At 62.5% G+C, this 19,323-nt stretch carries 18 protein-coding genes; 13 read left to right on the forward strand and 5 right to left on the reverse strand.

Annotated elements, in window-relative coordinates; translation table 11 throughout:
* The 9 genes from QM996_RS22385 to QM996_RS22425 all read left to right on the forward strand — a co-directional run bounded on the left by QM996_RS22385 (window position 1) and on the right by QM996_RS22425 (window position 9,148).
* On the forward strand, window positions 1–642 hold the full coding sequence (locus QM996_RS22385) for an alpha/beta hydrolase family protein (RefSeq protein WP_334198241.1): 642 nt from the start codon (window positions 1–3) through the stop codon (window positions 640–642).
* Window positions 643–655: 13 nt separating this feature from the next.
* Entirely contained in the window at window positions 656–1,429 is a 774-nt protein-coding gene (gene xth, locus QM996_RS22390; protein ID WP_334198242.1) for an exodeoxyribonuclease III, read from the forward strand.
* 296 nt (window positions 1,430–1,725) lie between these two features.
* Entirely contained in the window at window positions 1,726–3,495 is a 1,770-nt protein-coding gene (locus QM996_RS22395) for a cytochrome c biogenesis protein DipZ (RefSeq protein WP_334198243.1), read from the forward strand.
* Between the two features lie 167 nt (window positions 3,496–3,662).
* Window positions 3,663–3,866: a hypothetical protein gene (locus tag QM996_RS22400; RefSeq protein ID WP_334198244.1), complete on the forward strand. Its 204-nt coding sequence runs from the start codon at window positions 3,663–3,665 to the stop codon at window positions 3,864–3,866.
* Window positions 3,867–3,997: 131 nt separating this feature from the next.
* Window positions 3,998–4,798, forward strand: coding sequence for an SDR family NAD(P)-dependent oxidoreductase (locus QM996_RS22405; protein ID WP_334198245.1), 801 nt, complete (start codon window positions 3,998–4,000; stop codon window positions 4,796–4,798).
* Window positions 4,799–4,886: 88 nt separating this feature from the next.
* Window positions 4,887–6,230 carry an epoxide hydrolase family protein gene (locus QM996_RS22410; RefSeq protein WP_334198246.1) on the forward strand — a complete coding sequence of 448 codons (1,344 nt, stop codon included), beginning with the start codon at window positions 4,887–4,889 and terminating at the stop codon, window positions 6,228–6,230.
* 53 nt (window positions 6,231–6,283) lie between these two features.
* Complete coding sequence (locus tag QM996_RS22415; protein WP_334198247.1) at window positions 6,284–6,922, forward strand: VOC family protein; 639 nt, start codon at window positions 6,284–6,286, stop codon at window positions 6,920–6,922.
* A gap of 76 nt (window positions 6,923–6,998) precedes the next feature.
* Window positions 6,999–7,940, forward strand: a complete 942-nt coding sequence (locus tag QM996_RS22420; protein ID WP_334198248.1) for a GlxA family transcriptional regulator — start codon at window positions 6,999–7,001, stop codon at window positions 7,938–7,940.
* Window positions 7,941–8,095: 155 nt separating this feature from the next.
* On the forward strand, window positions 8,096–9,148 hold the full coding sequence (locus QM996_RS22425) for an alpha/beta fold hydrolase (RefSeq protein ID WP_334198249.1): 1,053 nt from the start codon (window positions 8,096–8,098) through the stop codon (window positions 9,146–9,148).
* Window positions 9,149–9,445: 297 nt separating this feature from the next.
* Here QM996_RS22425 and QM996_RS22430 read toward each other — a convergent pair whose 3' ends face one another.
* The 5 genes from QM996_RS22430 to QM996_RS22450 form a co-directional block, all read right to left on the reverse strand.
* Entirely contained in the window at window positions 9,446–10,543 is a 1,098-nt protein-coding gene (locus QM996_RS22430; RefSeq protein WP_334198250.1) for an acyltransferase family protein, read from the reverse strand.
* Between the two features lie 352 nt (window positions 10,544–10,895).
* Window positions 10,896–11,294, reverse strand: coding sequence for a hypothetical protein (locus QM996_RS22435; RefSeq protein ID WP_334198251.1), 399 nt, complete (start codon window positions 11,292–11,294; stop codon window positions 10,896–10,898).
* 474 nt (window positions 11,295–11,768) lie between these two features.
* Complete coding sequence (locus QM996_RS22440; protein ID WP_334198252.1) at window positions 11,769–13,148, reverse strand: aspartate aminotransferase family protein; 1,380 nt, start codon at window positions 13,146–13,148, stop codon at window positions 11,769–11,771.
* A 36-nt stretch (window positions 13,149–13,184) separates the two neighbouring features.
* Window positions 13,185–14,681: an NAD-dependent succinate-semialdehyde dehydrogenase gene (locus QM996_RS22445; protein ID WP_334198253.1), complete on the reverse strand. Its 1,497-nt coding sequence runs from the start codon at window positions 14,679–14,681 to the stop codon at window positions 13,185–13,187.
* Between the two features lie 116 nt (window positions 14,682–14,797).
* Window positions 14,798–15,280: an Lrp/AsnC family transcriptional regulator gene (locus tag QM996_RS22450; protein ID WP_334198254.1), complete on the reverse strand. Its 483-nt coding sequence runs from the start codon at window positions 15,278–15,280 to the stop codon at window positions 14,798–14,800.
* Window positions 15,281–15,382: 102 nt separating this feature from the next.
* Here QM996_RS22450 and ehuR point away from each other — a divergent pair, with 102 nt between their 5' ends.
* The 4 genes from ehuR to ehuC all read left to right on the forward strand — a co-directional run bounded on the left by ehuR (window position 15,383) and on the right by ehuC (window position 19,322).
* Window positions 15,383–16,768 (forward strand): MocR-like ectoine utilization transcription factor EhuR, encoded by a 1,386-nt coding sequence (gene ehuR, locus QM996_RS22455; RefSeq protein ID WP_500270473.1) that lies wholly within the window; start codon window positions 15,383–15,385, stop codon window positions 16,766–16,768.
* Window positions 16,769–16,890: 122 nt separating this feature from the next.
* Window positions 16,891–17,676, forward strand: a complete 786-nt coding sequence (gene ehuA / locus QM996_RS22460; protein ID WP_334198255.1) for an ectoine/hydroxyectoine ABC transporter ATP-binding protein EhuA — start codon at window positions 16,891–16,893, stop codon at window positions 17,674–17,676.
* A 71-nt stretch (window positions 17,677–17,747) separates the two neighbouring features.
* Complete coding sequence (ehuB, locus tag QM996_RS22465; protein ID WP_334198763.1) at window positions 17,748–18,593, forward strand: ectoine/hydroxyectoine ABC transporter substrate-binding protein EhuB; 846 nt, start codon at window positions 17,748–17,750, stop codon at window positions 18,591–18,593.
* A 69-nt stretch (window positions 18,594–18,662) separates the two neighbouring features.
* Entirely contained in the window at window positions 18,663–19,322 is a 660-nt protein-coding gene (gene ehuC, locus QM996_RS22470; RefSeq protein WP_334198256.1) for an ectoine/hydroxyectoine ABC transporter permease subunit EhuC, read from the forward strand.
* Window position 19,323 lies beyond the last annotated feature (1 nt).

The raw sequence follows: 19,323 nt of genomic DNA on the forward strand, positions 1-19,323 counted from the left end.
ATGGGCGAAAAATTCCTCTTCGATGGACCTGAGGATGCGCCCGTCACCATTCTGCTCGCCCACGGTGCCGGCGCGCCGATGGATTCCGCTTCGATGAACGCAACCGCCAAGGCGCTCGCCGCGGCAGGCTTTCGCGTCGCGCGGTTCGAGTTCGGCTATATGGCAGCAAGACGAACGTCGGAGCGACGCAAACCGCCGCCGCGCGCTGAAACCCTCAACCCGGAATATGTGGCGGCCGTCGACGCGCTCGGCACGAAAGGCCCGCTCGTCATCGGCGGCAAATCAATGGGCGGGCGGGTTGCAAGCATGATCGCCGACGATCTTCATGCGTCCGGCAAGATCGTCGGGCTTCTCTGCCTCGGCTATCCCTTCCATCCGCCGGCAAAGCCCGAGCAGTTGCGCACGAAGCATTTGGCCGGCCTTAGGACGCCGACCCTGATCTGCCAGGGAACCCGCGACGAGTTCGGCACCTGCGAGGAGGTTCAAGCTTATACGCTTTCCGATGCGATCGAAGTCCTGTGGCTCGAGGACGGCGACCATGATCTCAAGCCGCGCAAGAGCATTTCCGGCTTTTCGACGGCAGATCACCTGAGGACCGTGGCCGACGCGGTTGCAGCCTGGGCCGCGCGGCTGACGCAATGATCTTGACGCCGGGATGAAGATCGCCACCTTCAACATCAACGGCATCAATAAGAGGTTCGAAAACCTGATCGCCTGGCTGGGACAGGCCAAGCCCGAAATCGTCTGCCTGCAGGAATTGAAAGCGACCGACCGCCAGTTTCCGCGATCGGCCATCGAGGCGGCCGGTTACGGCGCGGTCTGGCAGGGACAATCGGCCTGGAACGGTGTGGCGATCCTCGCCCGCGACAGCGAGCCGGTCTTGACCCGCATCGGGCTCGACGGCGATCCATCGGACAGTCAGGCGCGCTACATCGAGGCTGCCGTCAGCGGCACCCTGGTTGCCTGCCTCTACGCGCCCAACGGCAACCCGCAGCCCGGCCCGAAATACGCCTACAAGCTCGCCTGGCATGAGCGCCTGGCCAAACATGCCGCCGAGCTTTATGCCCTCGACCTGCCGGTCGTGCTTGCCGGCGACTACAACATCGTGCCGGAACCGCGCGATATCTACCCGACCACCTCCTACGATGACAACGCACTGGTCCAGCCGCAAAGCCGCGCAGCATTTCGCGAGCTCCTCGATCAGGGCTGGCTCGATGCGCTGCGCAAGATTTATCCGAAGCAGGAGCTTTTTACGTTCTGGGATTATCGCCGGAACCGGTGGCAGCGCGATGCCGGGCTTCGGCTCGACCACATGCTCCTCAGCCGCAAGCTCTCCCGCAAACTCATCGGCGCGGGCATCGACCGGGAAATCCGCGGTATGGAAGGCGCGAGCGACCATGCGCCGGTGTGGATCGAACTGCGCAATTGAGGCGGTCCTGTCTGCATGCAGCCAAAGTGCCGCTCCACGATAGAGAAGGCCCGGTCGCGGCACGCTATGCATAGCGTTACGTCCTTCCGGCTATGTTGCGGACATTCTGCGGAAATCGGGAAGGCAGGGCTGCCGAGCCGGGTGCCAAGGATCATGTGACGAACAAGGCGCCGCGCTGCACTACGATACAAATCCGCCCCGATCGGAAACATCGCCGATACGTCACGATAGTTCTCTGCCGCGCATGTCAAGCGCGATCGATGCCCTGGCGCATCGATCCAGTGCGGAGAACGATGATGATCCTGTTCGTTGTAGCCTATCTCGCAGGCGTGCTGACCATCGTCAGCCCCTGTATCCTCCCGGTTCTGCCATTCGTGTTTGCGCGGGCAGGGCAGCCCTTTTCCACGAGCATTCTCCCGATGCTGCTCGCCAAGATCGTGACCTTTGCCGGCATCGCTTCGCTCGCCGCACTCGGGGGCAACTGGGCGGTACAGGCGAATGCATTTGGCCGGTACGCCGCGATCGCGTTGCTCGCGGTCTTTGGCGTGACGCTTCTGTCGACGCGTGCCGCCGCTTTCGTGACGGGCCCGCTCGTCGCGCTCGGCAATCGCCTGTCCAGGAAAGCGGCAACCGGAGAGAAGGGGAGCGTCGGCGGCGCCATCCTCCTCGGCGTTGCGACCGGATTGCTCTGGGCGCCCTGTGCCGGTCCCGTGCTTGGGTTGGTGCTGACCGGTGCGGCGTTGAACGGGGCAAACGTTCAGACGACCTTGCTGCTCACGGCTTACGCGGGCGGCGCGGCCACATCACTGGCACTCGCGGTCCTTGCCGGCGCCAGGGTGTTTGCGGTGATGAAGCGTTTCCTCGGGGTTGGCGACCGTATCCGCCAGGTTCTGGGCGTTGCGGTCCTTACCGGCGTGGCGGCGATCGCTCTTGGCCTCGATACCGGGCTACTGGCACGCCTTTCCTATGCGGGCACGACCGGCTTCGAACAGGCAATTCTCGATAAGTTGCGTGGCAATGCCGCCCCTGTGGACGTCGCGGGCACCCGCTTGCCTCTTGCCGCAAAGGATACGCGCCAAGCGGCCTTTCGCAGCGACCTTCCTGTAGAAGGCACGTTCCCGTCGCTCGATGGCGCCGTTCAATGGCTGAATTCAAAGCCACTGACGCCGGCCGAGCTGCGCGGCAAGGTCGTTCTCGTCGATTTCTGGACCTACTCCTGCATCAACTGCATCCGCACCATCCCCTATGTTCGGGCCTGGGCGGAGAAGTATCGGGACCAGGGCCTCGTCGTCATCGGCGTGCACGCTCCAGAGTTCGCTTTTGAAAAGCAGATCGACAACGTCGAAAAGGCGGTTCGTGACCTCAAAATTGCCTATCCGGTGGCAATCGACAACAACTTCGCCATCTGGCGTGCCTTCTCCAACAGCTACTGGCCGGCCCACTACTTCATCGATGCCGAAGGGCAGATCCGCTACACCCATTTCGGCGAGGGCGACTATGAAGGTTCCGAGCGGGTGATCCAGGATCTGCTGGCGGAAGCTGCAGGCAAGCAAAAGGCCGAAAACAAATTCGTCACGCCGAATGCAAAGGGCGCTGAAGCGTCGCCGGACCTGGCCCGGCTTGGCTCCGGCGAGACCTATATCGGCTACGCACGGGCCGCGAACTTCGTCTCGCCGGAAGGTGTCTCGGCTGACACTGCCCAGCGCTACACCGTCGCCGAACCGGGTCTCAATGAATGGGGCCTTACCGGCAACTGGACGGTCGGCGCCGAACAGGCAAGCCTCAACGAAGCTGGCGGCGGCATCACCTATCGGTTCCGTGCCCGCGACCTGCACCTGGTGCTCGGCCCGCGCGCCGGCGGCAAGCCCGTACCGTTTCAGGTGACGGTCGACGGGCTGCCGCCCGGCGCAGACCATGGCTCGGATATCGATGCGGCGGGCAAGGGCACTGTCACGGAGACCCGCCTTTACCAGCTCGTTCGCCAATCCAGCGAAGCGCGCGAACGGACCTTCGAGATCCGCTTCCTCGAGCCTGGCGTCGAAGCCTTCGTTTTCACTTTTGGATGATCTCTGGACATAGCCTGACGGCGGTCCGCATTTCCGACGGCGCCTTTCTCTTCGTACATGCCGATACAATTTTGCGGCGCTCCGAACACAACAGCAATACGTGCGAGCCCGAAACTGGCGGCCAGATCGGTTTGGCCCGGTGAACCCATATCAAACAGGAGGCGACCATGCGCACCTTCATCGCAGCTTTTGCCATTACCGCGCTCGCAGCAACGCCCTGTGCCTGGGACAGTGACCCGAGAGAGCCCGGGCCCCTGGTGGTGATCTTTGCCAGTTCGATGTCTGAGGTGGCGAGCGGCGATGCCTTGCCGTCACAGGACGCCGCCTTTCCGGACGAGGTGCTGCAGGAGGAAGCCGAGGCTGGCCTCTAGGGCCTGCGTGTTCGCGGATGAAGCCGCTCTCACTACAAAACGCAGTGGCTCAAAATGCCGGAATTATGACATTTGAGCCATTCGCATTCGGCCTTACCATCGAGGCTCCAACCAAGGCAAAGGAGCTTGAAATGAACACGAATTCCAAAGGAACTGCATTGATCACCGGCGCGTCCTCCGGCATCGGCGCGATCTACGCCGATCGGCTGGCGCGCCGGGGTTTCGACCTTATCCTCGTTGCCCGTAACCGTGAGCGCCTCAATGACCTAGCCAATCGTCTTGCCGACGAGACCGGGCGCGCCATCGAAGTCGTGCCTGCAGACCTCGGCAACAAGGAAGATCTGAAGCGGATCGAGGCTCTGCTTCGAAGCGATGCGAGCATCACGGTACTGATCAACAATGCCGGCGTCGGCGCGACCGCGCCGTTGCTGGCGTCGGATGTCGACAAGATGGAGGAGATGATCACGCTGAACGTCAGTGCGCTCACGCGGCTGACCTATGCGGCCGCGCCGGGATTTGTCGCACGCGGTACCGGCACGATCATCAATATCGCTTCGATCGTCGGCGTTGCGCCCGAACTCCTGAACGGCGTCTACGGTGGTACGAAGGCCTTCGTATTGGCGTTCACTCTGTCGCTGCAGAAAGAACTGGCCGACAACAACATCCGTATCCAGGCCGTGCTGCCCGGTGCGACGGCGACGGATTTCTGGGGCATCGCCGGTACGCCGCTCGACCACGTGCCGAGCGAGATCGTCATGCAGGCTGAGGACATGGTCGATGCAGCGCTTGCCGGCCTCGATCAGGGCGAAGTGATCACCATTCCGGCGCTGCCGGATGCCAGTGATTGGGCGGCCTATGAGGTGGCCCGGCAGAAACTCATGCCGAACCTTTCCAGGAGCGCACCCGCCGCTCGCTACAACGTCGGGGGATAGCTCCGATCTTCTTCCGGGCTCCTCCCATCCCGGAAGCGCATGGCGATGCCGTCGGCATCGCCTCAACACTCGAACCAGGAGAATGATGATGTCCAGACGCCATTTGCCAATCGCCAAGGGCAGTCGCTTGGCCGCCTTCGCGCTGTCAGGAGCGATCGCAATCCTGCTTCCTCCGCTGGCTGCCCATGCCACGGGTGCTTCCTCCGCGGGCGGCGCCGAGATCGTGGCGGTCGCAAAGCCTACGGCCGACGAATCCATTCGGCCGTTCCAGTTCCATGCGAGTGACGTCGCGCTTGCCGACCTCAAGCAGCGCATCGCGGCCACCAGATGGCCGGACCGCGAGTTGGTGAATGACGGCACCCAGGGCGTGCAACTCGCCACCATGCGGAAGCTCGCCGACTATTGGGCTACCATGTACGATTGGCGGAAAGTGGAGAAGAAGTTCAACGACCTGCCGCAGTTCGTCACCAATATCGACGGGGTCGATATTCATTTCATTCACGTGCGTTCGAAGCACAAGAATGCGATGCCTCTCATCATCACCCACGGTTGGCCCGGCTCGATCATCGAGCAGTTGAAGATCATCGATCCCCTGACCAATCCGACGGCCCATGGCGGCAGCGAGGCCGATGCCTTCGATGTCGTCATTCCCTCGCTGCCGGGCTACGGCTTTTCCGGCAAGCCGAATGAACGCGGTTGGGATCCCGTTCGGATCGCGCGGGCCTGGGCGGTGCTGATGCAGCGTCTCGGCTATACCCACTATGTCGCGCAGGGCGGCGACTGGGGGGACGCGGTCACGGAGCAGATGGCCCTGCAGCGGCCGGGCGGCTTGCTCGGAATTCACACCAACATGCCGGCGACCGTTCCGACCGAAATCCAGAAGAGCCTCGATGCCGGCGGCCCGGCACCATCCGATCTTTCGGCCGACGAGCGCCGTGCCTATGAGCAGCTCGATTTCTTCTACAAGAACGGGCTGTCCTATGCCCAGGAGATGAGCAAGCGTCCGCAGACGCTTTATGGCATCGAAGACTCTCCGATCGGCCTTGCGAGCTGGATGCTCGACCATGACGCGCGCAGCTACGAACTGATCACCCGCGTCTTCGATGGCCAGTCAGAGGGTCTGACGCGCGATGATGTGCTCGACAATATCACGCTCTATTGGCTGACCAAGACCGCCGTATCGTCGGCGCGTCTCTATTGGGAGAACAAGCTGGCCTTCTTCCAACCGAAGGGCGTGCAGATCCCGGTGGCCGTCAGCGCCTTCCCGGACGAGCTTTATCAGGCACCGAAGTCCTGGGCAGAGAAGGCGTTCCCCAAGCTCATCCATTATAATCGCCTCGCCAAGGGGGGACATTTTGCAGCCTGGGAACAACCGGAGGCCCTGGTCGATGAACTGAGAACTTCCTTCAAGTCACTGCGTCAACCGAGCTGACGGAAAGGGGCGCGCGCAAGCGCGCCCGGCGTCGCAACAACAGGAGAAGTGTCATGACACGTGCAGATAGCAACAACAAAGCGCCTTCGGTTGACCTGAAGTTCGAGGTCGCCGTCATTCCGGTCTCGGACGTCGATCGCGCCAAGACCTTCTACGGTCGTCTTGGTTGGCGACTCGACGCCGACTTTCCCGTCGGCGATACGTTTCGCGTCGTCCAGTTCACGCCGCCGGGCTCGCTGGCGTCGATCCACTTCGGCACGGGGCTGACCTCGGCCACTCCCGGCTCGGCCGGCGGTCTCTATCTCGTCGTCTCGGATATCGAAGCTGCGCGTGCCGAACTCGTTGAACGCGGCGCCGAGGTGAGCGAGGTGTTCCACCGCGAAGGCCCCGGAAAGCCGCCGATCGCCGGTCGCGATCCGGCGCGCCGCAGCTACCGCTCCTACGCGACCTTCAGCGACCCCGATGGTAACGGCTGGCTGCTTCAGGAAGTGACCGAGCGTTTGCCCGGACGTGTCGATGGCGACGTTACGGGCTTCGCTTCGGTTGCCGATCTTGCAGCAGCACTGCGTCGCGCTGCCGCCGCGCACGGCGAGCATGAGAAACGCAACGGCGGTGTGCACGATCACAATTGGCCGGATTGGTATGCCGAATACATGGTCGCGGAGCAGGCGGGAAAGCCGCTTCCCGAATAGGCTGCGGCCTTGACTGCCGCGTTTCCCCTATGGCGCAAATATGGTATAAACGACCATTCCAGACAGGGTGTTTGACATGCACCGGATCGGCTATGTCGTCTTTCCAAGGTTTCAGCTCATGGGGTTCGCGGCGGTCACCGCCTTCGAAATCGCCAATCTGGCGCTCGGCGAACAGGCTTACGAGATCGAGTTGCTGTCGGAAGCGGGCGGCGAGATCAAGTCGTCCGCCGGCTTCGGCGTCCTGACGAAAGCCTTCGACGAGACGATCTATGACACCGTCATGTTTGGCGCGGGCACCGAAATCGAACCGGTATCTTCCGGGCTGGTCGCCTTCGCACGCCATGCGCTCAAGGCCTCGCGGCGGGTGGCCGCTCCTTGCACCGGTGCCTTCATCCTGGCGGAGTCCGGATTGCTCGACGGCCGTCGAGCCACGACCCATTGGGTATTCGCGCGTCAGTTGCGGGAGCGTTTCCCCGAGGTGCGGGTCGAGGAAGATCGCATCTTCATCGTCGATGGCAGCGTGTGGACCTCTGCCGGCATGACGGCCAGCATCGATCTGGCGCTGGCGATGATCGAGAAGGATCATGGCGAGGACGTCGCGCGCCAGGTCGCCCGCAAGCTGGTCGTCTATCACCGACGCGCCGGCGGCCAGTCGCAGTTTTCCGCCTTGCTCGACCTGGACCCGAAGTCGGATCGCATCCAGAAGTCGGTCAACTATGCCAAGGCCAACCTGCGCAACGTGTTGTCCGTCGAAGAACTGGCGGATGCGGCAGGATTGAGTGCGCGCCAGTTCAGCCGGGCCTTCCGTTCCGAGACCGGACAATCGCCGGCGAAAGCGGTCGAGCATTTGCGCGTTGAAGCGGCGCGCCTGCTGATGGAGCAGGGGCGCCACTCCATGGACGTGATCGCCGAGGAAACCGGCTTCGCCGACAGCGACCGCATGCGTCGGGCTTTTCTGCGCACGCTCGGACAGCCACCGCAGACGATCCGGCGCAATGCGCGCGAAGGGATCGCCTGATCTCAGACGCCAGAGAGCGGCCGCAGGATGATTGTATCACCGTGTATCCGAGATCTGCCTTTTCTACATGCGCTTTCAATGTGAGCCGCTGAGCACACGACCGCGATACATCGGCGCTCCATATCGGATGACAGTTCAGTTCACCGGAGGCAGCCATGTCGGACGAAATCAACCACCCACGCCGTCGTTTCATCGGCGCAATCGCGCTCTCGCTGGCGGCGACGCAGTTCGTGTCGGCAAGCGTCGCCAGAGCGCAATCGGGAAACAGTGAGGCTCAGCGCCTGCCGGCCATCACCCCCGGAACGAACAAATCCTTTGCTGCAATCAAGCAGATCGATGCGGGTGTCTTGAACGTCGGTTATGCCGAACTTGGCGCGAGCGACGCTCCGGTCGTGATCCTGCTGCACGGCTGGCCCTATGACATCCATACCTATGTGGACGTTGCGCCGTTGCTGGCAAATGTCGGTTATCGCGTGATCGTGCCGTATCTGCGCGGCTACGGCACGACCCGGTTTCTCTCCGCCGACACACCTCGCAACGGCCAACAGGCCGCGATCGGCGCCGATATTGTCGCTCTGATGGACAGCCTCAAGATCGAAAAGGCAGTCATCGGCGGTTGCGATTGGGGCGCGAGGACCGCCAACATCATCGCCGCCCTCTGGCCCGAGCGTTGCAAGGCGATGGTCTCGGTCAGCGGCTACCTTATCGGCAGCCAGGAGGCGAACAGGAAACCGCTGTCACCGCAGGCCGAGCTTGCCTGGTGGTACCAGTTCTACTTCGCCACCGAGCGGGGCTATGCTGGCTACAAGCAGAACCACAAGGAATTCGCCAGGCTGATCTGGAAGCTTGCCTCGCCCAAGTGGAATTTCGACGATGCCACCTTCGACAAGAGCGCCGAGGCGCTCGAGAACCCTGACCATGTCGACATCTCTATCCACAATTACCGCTGGCGCCTCAGTCTCGCCGAGGGCGAAGCAAAGTACGACGACCTCGAAAAGCAGCTCGCCGAATTCCCGACCGTTACCGTCCCGACCATCACACTGGAGGGCGACGCCAACGGCGCTCCGCATCCGGATCCTGCGGCCTATGCCAAGCGTTTCTCCGGCAAGTATGAGCATCGGCTGATCACCGGCGGCATCGGCCACAACCTGCCGCAGGAGGCGCCGTCCGCCTTCGCCGAGGCGATCGTCGACGTCGACCGTTTCTAGTTTTCGCCCACGGGTGCGTGGAGGCGCGGCTTCCGGTTCGCCGGTCCCGCGCTTTTGCGCTGATGCATCCTCTACACCTGCGGGGCGCCATCTGTGTCTCGACAGTCGCAAAAGGGCAATCGGGGTCCGGAAGGAACACCTGTCGAAAGGCAGAACAGCATGAGCGACGAACCCGGAGTAACTCTTTGCGGTCGGCCGGTCGACATGCGTCAACCCGCACTCTTGAATGTGACGCCAGCACACTTTTCGACGCCTGGCTGCGGCGGAATACTCAAACCTGAACGCACGCGGAAGCTTCTACACGGTCGGCGCGGAAACGTCGGCGTGATGGGTTGATGACGCAGAAGAGGCGCGCCGTGCGTATCTGGTGCGGAGCTTCAAGAACGGCTGTTCGATGCATCGGTAGCTGAGTGCTGCGAAAGGCAGGAAGAGCACGAAAGCCAGCAGGGAAAACAAAAGCGAAAGCCCAAAGGACAGCGGCCCGACATAATGCATCACCGCTTTCGCGACGGGGCCGTAGTACCAAAAGTGGAGCAGGTAGATCGAATAGGAGACCGTGCCCACGAAGGAGACCGAGGCCGATAGCCGCTTAGGCAGCATCAATTTCGATCCGTCGTAGGCGGCGATCATCACGGCGTAAAACGCGGCCTCGGCGGCGGGAAGAAAGATCCATACCGGCGATGCTTGGGTCCCATTGAAGCCGCCGCTGATGTTGAACCAGTGGTAGAAGGTGACGAACGCCATGGCGGTCGCAAGGACCGCCAAAGGCTGTACGCGTTCACCTCGGAAGAGGTGCCAGGCATATATCCCAGCGACGAACTGGTCCAAGTGGCTAATGATTGTCCAGTAGGCGGTTGGATGGATTTCCCAGCCGGCCATGAACAGGCTCAGGCGCAACCCGATGGCCGCAAAGATCAGCATCAAAGCCGATTCCCGCCGTAGGCCGACGACGAAGAGAAGCGCGGGAAGGATCAGGTAGAAGTGCCATTCTACCGCGATGCTCCAGGCGCCGTTCGGCCAAAGTGGAAGTACGCTTCCAAGCGCGATCTGAGCCGCGACCGCTTGAACCGAGGCCCCATTGGCAATCCAGACTGCCGCCTGCAGCAGCAGCGCGACCGTCAACAAGGGTAGCAGGCGAAGGGCTCGGTTCCGCAGGAAGCTCTTATAGTTGATCTGCTTGCCATCCAGCAGCTTGGCGAACAGGTAGCCGCTTAGCGTCATGAAGAGCGAAACGCCTGTATGGCCTTCCTCGAGCAATGAGAGCAGCGGCAAGGTCGGGACATAGCCTACTGGAACTCCGGCGGCATGGATGAAGTGCCAAGTGAACACCATGAAGGCGGCGAACGCTCGCACGTGATCCAGCTTTTCGAAGTATTGCTCTGAAGACGATTGCACTCGCCTGCCCCAACGACCCTGGCTGGAAGATAGCACGGGTCACATGGGCACGATACTCCCGACCACTGGTCGGCCCATCGACGTTGCCGAGGGGACAGTGCGCAGGCAATGAGAATCTCGCTGCCACCTGATTTTGCGCGCCACATATCCGGCGCAATCGCCAGAGGGCTGGCCGCGTCAGCGCGAGTCAGAGCCGCCGGCTTCGCTATCGTCTTGCAGGGTTTCAAGAAGCACGCTCATTTCTCCGAGTGCCATGGTTTGAGACATGGCGATGTCGAGAAGCGCATCTCTGAACCGGCTCCGCTGTGAGGCCTCGCGTCGCTGCCAGCCTCCAAAACGCACTGGGCAAAACTCACTCTCCGGGCGCGGCACGATCGGTAGCCTCCTGCATCACCTCGGATGAATGGCGCACCTGGCGCGACTGTCGTAGCAGATGGGACCCCAACTCTGCGGCTGCAGCGATATCGGCGAAGAGCAGGCCCGCCTCAGCCAGGGTGCCGTCATCAATCGCGTCTGTTTCGTTCGGGTCGAAATCACCAAGCAGTTCCAGAAGCGCTTCGATCCTTTGGCGTTGCCCGCCGGCCGCGGCGAGCAGGTTCCGCTCGATCCGCTCTCGCTCGAGCCTTTCGAGGTCGCGCAGCGCCTTGCCCACGCGGTCTCGGCATTCGCAGTCGATTGCGCTGCTCAGGAGCGCACCATGCATGCGCCCGATCGCGCCGCTGATCTCCTCCTTGGTTTGGGCCAATGTCATCGCAGGGTCCGCTGTTCGCATTGCATTTGTTCCATGTCCAAGGTTGCGTGGCGGCACTTCCGCCTCGGGGCAAGCTCGATCCGGCACTCTCGGCGTCGAGCCTAAGAGCAAGTGGGGCCGGGTTGTTTGAACCAGCGCAAAGACGGACAGTTTTTCGCTGCCAAGACGCCTGGTCAGGCAGCGGGCACGAGCGGGGGGATGGCCCTCGTCCTGATGTTTTGGGAAGATCGTGCAGCGCGCCCGGAGGGGCGGGACCTGCAGACGTCCAGATAGCAATCGTCGCGGCGATGGATGTCGTTGCTTGCGATACAGCAGACGGAGAGGGGACTCAGGGGAAGGATAATCCGGGAGTGTCTCGACCAGATTCGCGCTTAGGCCCGGCCGCTTGGGCGGCCGGGCAGGCGAGGATTGGGAATGCACGGTCGTGCCATTTGGGCCTCGCTCTCATTTGTCACGGTTTCGTGCTCGCCCGGCTTACTTCGAGCCGAGCACGGACGTGATCGCGTCAGAGGCCGCGTTCACGACGATGTCTGCCTCTTCCCTTGTGAGGCAGAGCGGTGGTGCGAAGCCCAGGATATCTCCTTGCGGCATGGCGCGGCCGATGACGCCGCGTTCGAGAAGGGCTGCCGCGACCTGCGGGCCGACCTTCTTTGCCGGGTCGAAAAAGATCCGGTCGTCCTTGTCCTCGACGAACTCGATCGCGGCCATCAATCCATCGCCGCGCACCTCGCCCACATGCTTGTGCCTGCCAAGCGCTTTCGTCAGTTCGGAGCGGAAATAAGCACCCGTGCTGCCCGCATTCTCAACGAGCCCCAACTCATCGATCAGTTCGAGATTGGCAACGCCCGCGGCCGCGCAGATCGGATGGGCGGAATAGGTCCAGCCGTGGCCGATCGCGCCCAGTTCGTCGGAACCCTGCACCAGCACCTGCCACACCTTGTCCGAAACGATCGTACCCGAAAGCGGCGCGTACGCCGAAGTGAGACCCTTGGCAATGGTGATGAGATCGGGCCGCATGCCGTAGTGGTCGGAGCCGAACATCGTGCCGAGCCGGCCGAAGCCGGTGACGACCTCGTCGGCGACGAGCAGGATGTCGTATTTTTCGAGCACGGCCTGGATCTTCTGCCAGTAGCCCTTCGGTGGCGGCACGATGCCGCCAGTGCCGAGGATCGGCTCTCCGATGAAGGCGGCGATCGTCTCCGGGTCTTCGGCCAGGATCATCTCTTCGAGTTTGTCGGCGCAATCCTGCGAGAACTGCTCTTCATCCATCGACCGGTCCGGGCGGCGGAAGAAATAGGGCGCTTCGGTGTGCAGGATCGGCGCCCGCGGCAGGTCGAAAGCGTTGTGGAAGAGATGAAGGCCGGTCAGCGAGCCGGTCATGACGCCGGAGCCATGATAGCCGCGCCAGCGGGAGATGATCTTCTTCTTTTCCGGACGGCCGAGGATGTTGTTGTAGTACCAGATCAGCTTGATGTTGGTCTCGTTGGCATCCGAGCCAGAGAGACCGAAATAGACGCGGCTCATGCCCTCAGGCGCACGGTCGATGATCATCTTGGCAAGCGTGATCGAGGCTTCCGTGCCGTGGCCGACATAGGCGTGATAATAGGCGAGGTTCTTCGCCTGCGCGGCAATGGCATTGGCGATCTTTTGACGGCCGTAGCCGACGTTGACGCAATAGAGGCCGGCAAAGGCGTCGAGGCTCGTCCTGCCGCTCGTATCGGTGATATAGACCCCTTCGCCGCCGCCGATGACACGGGTCGGCGTCTCGCCGCGGGCATGCATGCCCATATGCGTGGATGGGTGAAAGAAGTGATCGCGGTCCCAAGCCGTGAGTTCGTTGCTTCTGTCGAGCATGGTCTTTCCTTTCGCGTATGGATGTGGCGCCTTGGCTCAGGCGGCCGTGTCGATGCAGAGATATTTGAGTTCGGTGAAGGCCTCGATGCCGTGGCGCGAGCCTTCACGGCCGAGACCCGACTGTTTCCAGCCGCCGAAGGGGATCGGCCCGCCAGTGATCTTCACGCGGTTGATCGCGACCATTCCGTATTCGAGCGCGCGGCCAAGGCGAAACTGGCGTGCGCCGTTCTCGGTCACGACATAGGCGACGAGGCCGTAGTCGGTGTCGTTGGCGCGGGCGATCACTTCGTCCTCGCTGTCGAAGGCGGTGATGGCGGCAACCGGGCCAAAGGTCTCTTCACGCATGATCAGCGCATCGTCGGGTACATCCGTCAAAAGCGTCGGCTCGTAGAAGAGCGCGCCTGCCCGGTGGCGCTTGCCGCCGGTCAGGAGTTTTGCGCCGCGCTTCAGCGCATCGGCGACCTGTTCTTCCACCTTCGCGATGGCGCGCTCATGCATCAGCGGGCCGATCTCGACACCCGGCTCAAGGCCTGAAGCAACCTTCAGCGCTTCGATGCGCGCCTTGAAGGTCGCCGTGAAATCCGCGAGTGCGGAACGCTCGACATAGATCCGGTTCGCCGCGAGGCAGTCCTGACCGGACGTCGCGAATTTCGCGGCGATTGCTATGTCGGCAGCCTTCCCGATGTCGGCATCGGCAAAGACGATCAACGGCGCGTGGCCGCCGAGCTCCATGACCAGCCGCTTCATGGTCGAGGCACTCTGGCTCGCAATCAGCTTGCCGATTGCGGTCGACCCGGTGAAGCTCATGGCGCGAATGCGCGGATCGGCATTCATGCGGCTGACGATCGTGGCGGCGTCTCCCGTAACCACGTTGAAGACACCGGCTGGAATGCCGGCTCGTTCGCCGAGTTCGGCAAGGGCGAGTGCGGAAAGCGGCGTTTCGCTGGAGGGATGGGCAACGACGGTGCAGCCGGCAGCAAGTGCGGCCGCCGCTTTCCGGGTGATCATGGCGGAGGGAAAGTTCCACGGCGTCACGATGCCGACCACGCCGAGAGCCTCACGGCGGACGATCATCTCGGCTCCGGAAAGGTGGCTGGTGACGCCTTCGGCGTTAAGCCGTTTTCCTTCTTCGGCATACCACTCGATGAAGGACGCCGCGTAGTCGATCTCGCCGCGGGATTCTGCAAGCGGCTTGCCCTGTTCCAGCGTCATTAAGAGCGCAAGGTCCTCGCGGGCTTCCAGCATCAGGGCATGCCATCTGCGCAGGATCTGGGCGCGCTGTTGCGGCAGCATGCCGCGCCAGGCGCTAAGCGCATCGGCGGCGGCCGAGATGGCCTCTCCGGTCTGCTCGGCATCGAGGGCCGCGACCCAGGCGAGTGTTGCCGAGGATGCAGGATCGGTCACCTTGAAGCTCGCGCCTTCACGACCGGCGATCCAGCGGCCCCCGACATAGGAAAGCTCCCGTAAGAGGTGCGGGTCGGCAAGGCGGCTGAGGGCGTCGTGAAAGGTTGTGCGGGCAAATATGGCGGTCATGGCGGCCTCCTCCTGGTGTAAAGGAAGTCTGCCAGAGGGACGACGACAGATTGTCTATAGCCAGGGTGGTTGGCAGAGACTTGAGCCAAAGACAGGTGCAGTCGTAGACAATCTCTCTATTCGGAGGCGGGAAGCAGCATCTCGAGCGGCAGTACGGTCTCCTCCTTCACCGTCTTGGTGACGATGTAGGTGAAGTAGCGGTCGATGCCGAGTTCGCGGTCGAGCAGGCTGTCGACGAGGCGCTGATAGGCGTCGATGTCGGGCGCCATGATCTTCAGGATGTAATCGACGCCGCCGCCGACCGACCAGCAAGCGACGATCTCAGGCGTTGCTGTGACTGCCCGCTCGAATCGTTCGAAATCCGCCTGCCGATGGTTGGCGAGCGTCACCTCCATCATCACGCTGGCGACCGGTGCGACGCGCCGCACGGCGACGCGGGCATGATAGCCCGTCACGATGCCCGCTTTTTCCAGCTTTCGCAGGCGCAGCCAGCAAGGGGTTGGTGAAAGGCCCGCCTTTTCCGCCAGTGCCAGCTTGGTAATTCGCCCGTTCTGCTGAATCGCTTCGAGGATGCGCAGGTCAATGGCGTCGAGTTTCATTCGGGCGCCCTCCGGGCGAAGATCACGTCAAAGTGGAGAAAAAGACAATGGGAAGGCATTTTGGCGTTGTCAATTGAACTGATTTTGCGCACTGTTGAAATCATGACAAATTGGCGACCTGACATATCCCAATTGCGCCGGCCGGCCTATCTCTCCCTTGCCGAGCAGATCGCCCGTGCCATCCAGGAAGGCCATTTGCCGAACGGGACGCGCCTTCCGCCGCATCGAAAGCTTGCCGACGACCTGAAGCTTTCCGTGCAAACCGTCAGTCGCGCCTATGACGAGCTTATCCGGCGCGGGCTCATTTCCGGCGAGATCGGCCGCGGCTCCTTCGTTCAGACAAGGCCGAAGGAACCCGAGCCGCCCTATTTGCCCGAGCGTCTCGGCGAGCTGGTCGACCTCTCGATCCTCAAGCCCGTCTGCGAGCAGCTCCACCTGGAGCGCATGCGCGGGGCCTTCGGGTGGCTGGCGGAAAACCTGCCCTCGAGTTCGGCGCTCTCCTTCCGGCCGAACATGGTCTTCCCGCGCCATCGCAATGTCGCGGCCGACTGGCTGGCACGCTGCGGACTCGATATTTCCCCGCTCAACATCAGCCTCACGAACGGCGCCACCTCGGGCATGACGGTCGCGCTGATGAGCGTCGCGCCGCCCGGTTCCACCGTTGCGACGGAAGCGATCAGCCATCACACGCTCGTGCCGCTGTCCACCTATCTCGGTCTCCACCTCGAAGGCTTGCCGATCGACCGCGAAGGGATGATACCTGAGGCGCTTGATGAGGCCTGCCGCAAGGGTGTCATCCGCGCCGTATTTCTCCAGCCTTCGGTGATCAATCCGACCGCGGCGCTGATGAGCGCCGAGCGCCGGCAGGCGCTCGCGGAGGTCGCGCGGCGCCACGATATCGCGATCATCGAGAACGACATTCTGGGGCCGCTGGTGGAGGGGCGGGCGCCGCCGATCGCGGCTTTTGCGCCGGAGCGCACGCTCTACGTCACGAGCTTCACCAAGATTACGGTGCCGGGCCTGCGCATCGGCTATCTTGCCGCGCCGGATCGCTACGTCGCGGCCGTCGCCAACCGACACCTCGTCTCCAACTGGATGGCGACGCCCTCGATCGCGGAGATCGCGACGCTGTGGGTCAGCGACGGCACGGCGATGGAGCTCGTCAACTGGCAGCGCCGGGCGCTTGCCGTTCGCCATGCCATTGCGGAGGAGGCCCTTGTGGGCCTGCCTCACTGTTCCCACCCGCAGAGCCTGCATGTCTGGTTGCCGCTGCCGGAAGGGCATACGGAAGAGGGTTTCGTTTCTCAGGCACGGCTGCGCGGCGTTGCGATTGCGCCTGGTTCTTCTTTCCGCACGGCGGACCAGGGCTGGCATCCGGCGGTGCGCATTTCGCTCGGCTCGACGACCGAGCAGGAACTGCGCACGGGCCTCGGCATTCTGGCCTCTTTGGCCAGCGGAAACCCGGAGGCGCTGCTGCTCGCGATCTGAGGAAGATGCCTGCCAATTGGGCAGTACAACAATAATTGTACTGATATTATTATTCGGATTGACATGATTTTGATTGCCGCGCATCGTTGCTCCATCACTTGTCTCAACAGGGAGAGACATGCATGGCCGCGCCGATCATCCGCATCGACAACATTACCAAGCGCTACGGTCCCTTGACCGTACTCGACGGTCTGTCGATGGAGGTGCTGCCAGGTGAAAAGCTGGCGCTCATTGGCCCTTCCGGCTCCGGCAAGACGACGATCCTGCGCATTCTCATGACGCTGGAGGCGATCAGCGGCGGCCATATCGAGATCGATGGCGACCAACTCTATCACATACCGAAGAATGGCAGCCTCGCGCCCGCTGACGACCGCCATCTTCACAAGATGCGCGAGAAGATTGGCATGGTCTTCCAGCACTTCAATCTCTTCCCGCACAAATGCGTTCTCGACAATGTCACATTGGCTCCGATGTTGACGAAGGGCGTGGCAAGGGCAGCGGCCGAGAAACGGGCGATGGACCTTCTCGACATGGTGGGCATGGCCGACAAGGCGAAGAGCATGCCCGCGCAACTCTCCGGCGGACAGAAGCAGCGCGTTGCCATTGCCCGTGCGCTCGCTCTATCGCCAAAGATCATGCTGTTCGACGAGGTGACCTCGGCGCTCGACCCGGAACTGGTCGAAGAAGTGCTGAACGTCATGCGCAAGCTCGCCGTCGAGACCGACATGACCATGCTGCTCGTCACGCATGAGATGGGCTTCGCCCACGATTTTGCCGACCGGATCCTCTTCTTCGATCGCGGCAAGATCGTCGAGGAAGGCAAGCCGGACGAGATTTTCCGCAATCCCAAGCAGGAGCGCACGCAGACCTTCCTGCGCAAGATCATCGCGGCAGGGCACCGCGTCTGAGTGGCTTCGCCACCCGGAAACAATGCTCCAAACAACAACAGGGACAGCCAGAGGAGTTCGGAACAATGAGCATGAGGACCTTTTTGACCATGGCCGCCGGCGCGGGCGTCCTGACGGCGATCGTCGCCGCGGCGCCCGCTTGGGCCGACGACAGCAAGCTTGAGGAACTGCGGGAACAGGGGTTCGCCCGTGTCGCGATCGCGAACGAACCGCCCTTCACCGCGGTTGCCGCCGACGGCAAGGTTTCAGGTGCTGCACCTGATGTGGCGCGTGAGGTCTTCAAGCACCTCGGCGTCAACGACATCGTTGCCTCGATCTCGGAGTATGGCGCGATGATCCCGGGTCTTCAGGCCGGCCGGCACGATGTCATCACCGCCGGCCTCTTCATGAAGCCGGAACGTTGCGCCGCCGTCGCCTATTCCGAGCCGATCCTCTGTGACGCCGAGGCCTTCGCGCTGAAGAAGGGCAACCCGCTCAAGCTCAAGAGCTACAAGGATATCGCCGACAATCCGGATGCCAAGATCGGGGCGCCCGGCGGCGGTACGGAAGAGAAGCTCGCGCTCGAGGCTGGCGTGCCGCGCGAACGCGTCATTGTCGTGCCGGATGGCCAGAGCGGACTGAAGATGCTGCAGGATGGCCGTATCGACGTCTATTCGCTGCCGGTGCTTTCGATCAACGATCTCGTCGCCAAGGCGAACGATCCCGGTGTCGAAGTCGTGGCGCCGGTCGAAGGCGCGCCGGTCTATTGCGACGGCGCGGCCTTCAAGAAGGGTGACGAAGCGTTGCGTGACGCCTTCGACGTGGAACTCGCCAAGCTCAAGAAGTCGGGCGAGTTCGCCAAGATCATCGAACCCTATGGCTTCTCGGCTGCGGCCGCGATGTCAACGACACGCGAGAAGCTCTGCGCCGCCAAGTAAGCGCCGCAGCAATCCGTCCTCTCCCCAGTTCGGGGAGAGGCAGCCATCTCCTTGCTATATGGAAGAACGATGACCGACTGGTCCGGTTACATAGGACTGATCCTGCAGGGTGCGCTCGTGACGCTTGAGCTCACCGCGCTCGGCTCCGTGCTCGCTCTCGTCATGGCGTTCGTCGCCGGCCTCGGGCGCGTCAGCCGCTTCCTGGCGGTTCGCGCGCTCGCCACCACCTATATCGAATTTTTCCGCGGTACTTCGATCTTCGTCCAGCTCTTCTGGGTCTATTTCGTCCTGCCTTTCGCCGGGGTCACGCTGTCGCCGCTTCAAGCGGGTGTTCTGGCGCTGGGGCTGAATGTCGGGGCCTATGGGGCCGAAGTCGTACGCGGCGCCGTCAAGGCGATCGGCCGCGAACAGCGCGAAGCCTGCATTGCCCTCAATCTCTCGCGTTATCAGTCGATGCGTTACGTCATTCTTCCGCAGGCCCTGCCGCTTATGCTTCCGACCTTCTGCAACAATGCGATCGAACTTTTAAAGGGCACGGCCGTCGTTTCGCTGATTTCGCTGACAGACATGACCTTCCAGGCGCAGGTGGTACGCGCCCAGACCGGCAGCACGCTCGTTCCTTTCGCAACGATCCTCGTGCTCTACTTCCTGATGGCGCTTGCCATCTCCCACGGCATGCGCTGGCTGGAACGCCGGGTTACACGCGGCCTCGATGGCGTGAGGACCTGAC

It is taken from the genome of Sinorhizobium chiapasense, from assembly GCF_045277575.1.
GTDB lineage: Bacteria > Pseudomonadota > Alphaproteobacteria > Rhizobiales > Rhizobiaceae > Ensifer > Ensifer chiapasense_A.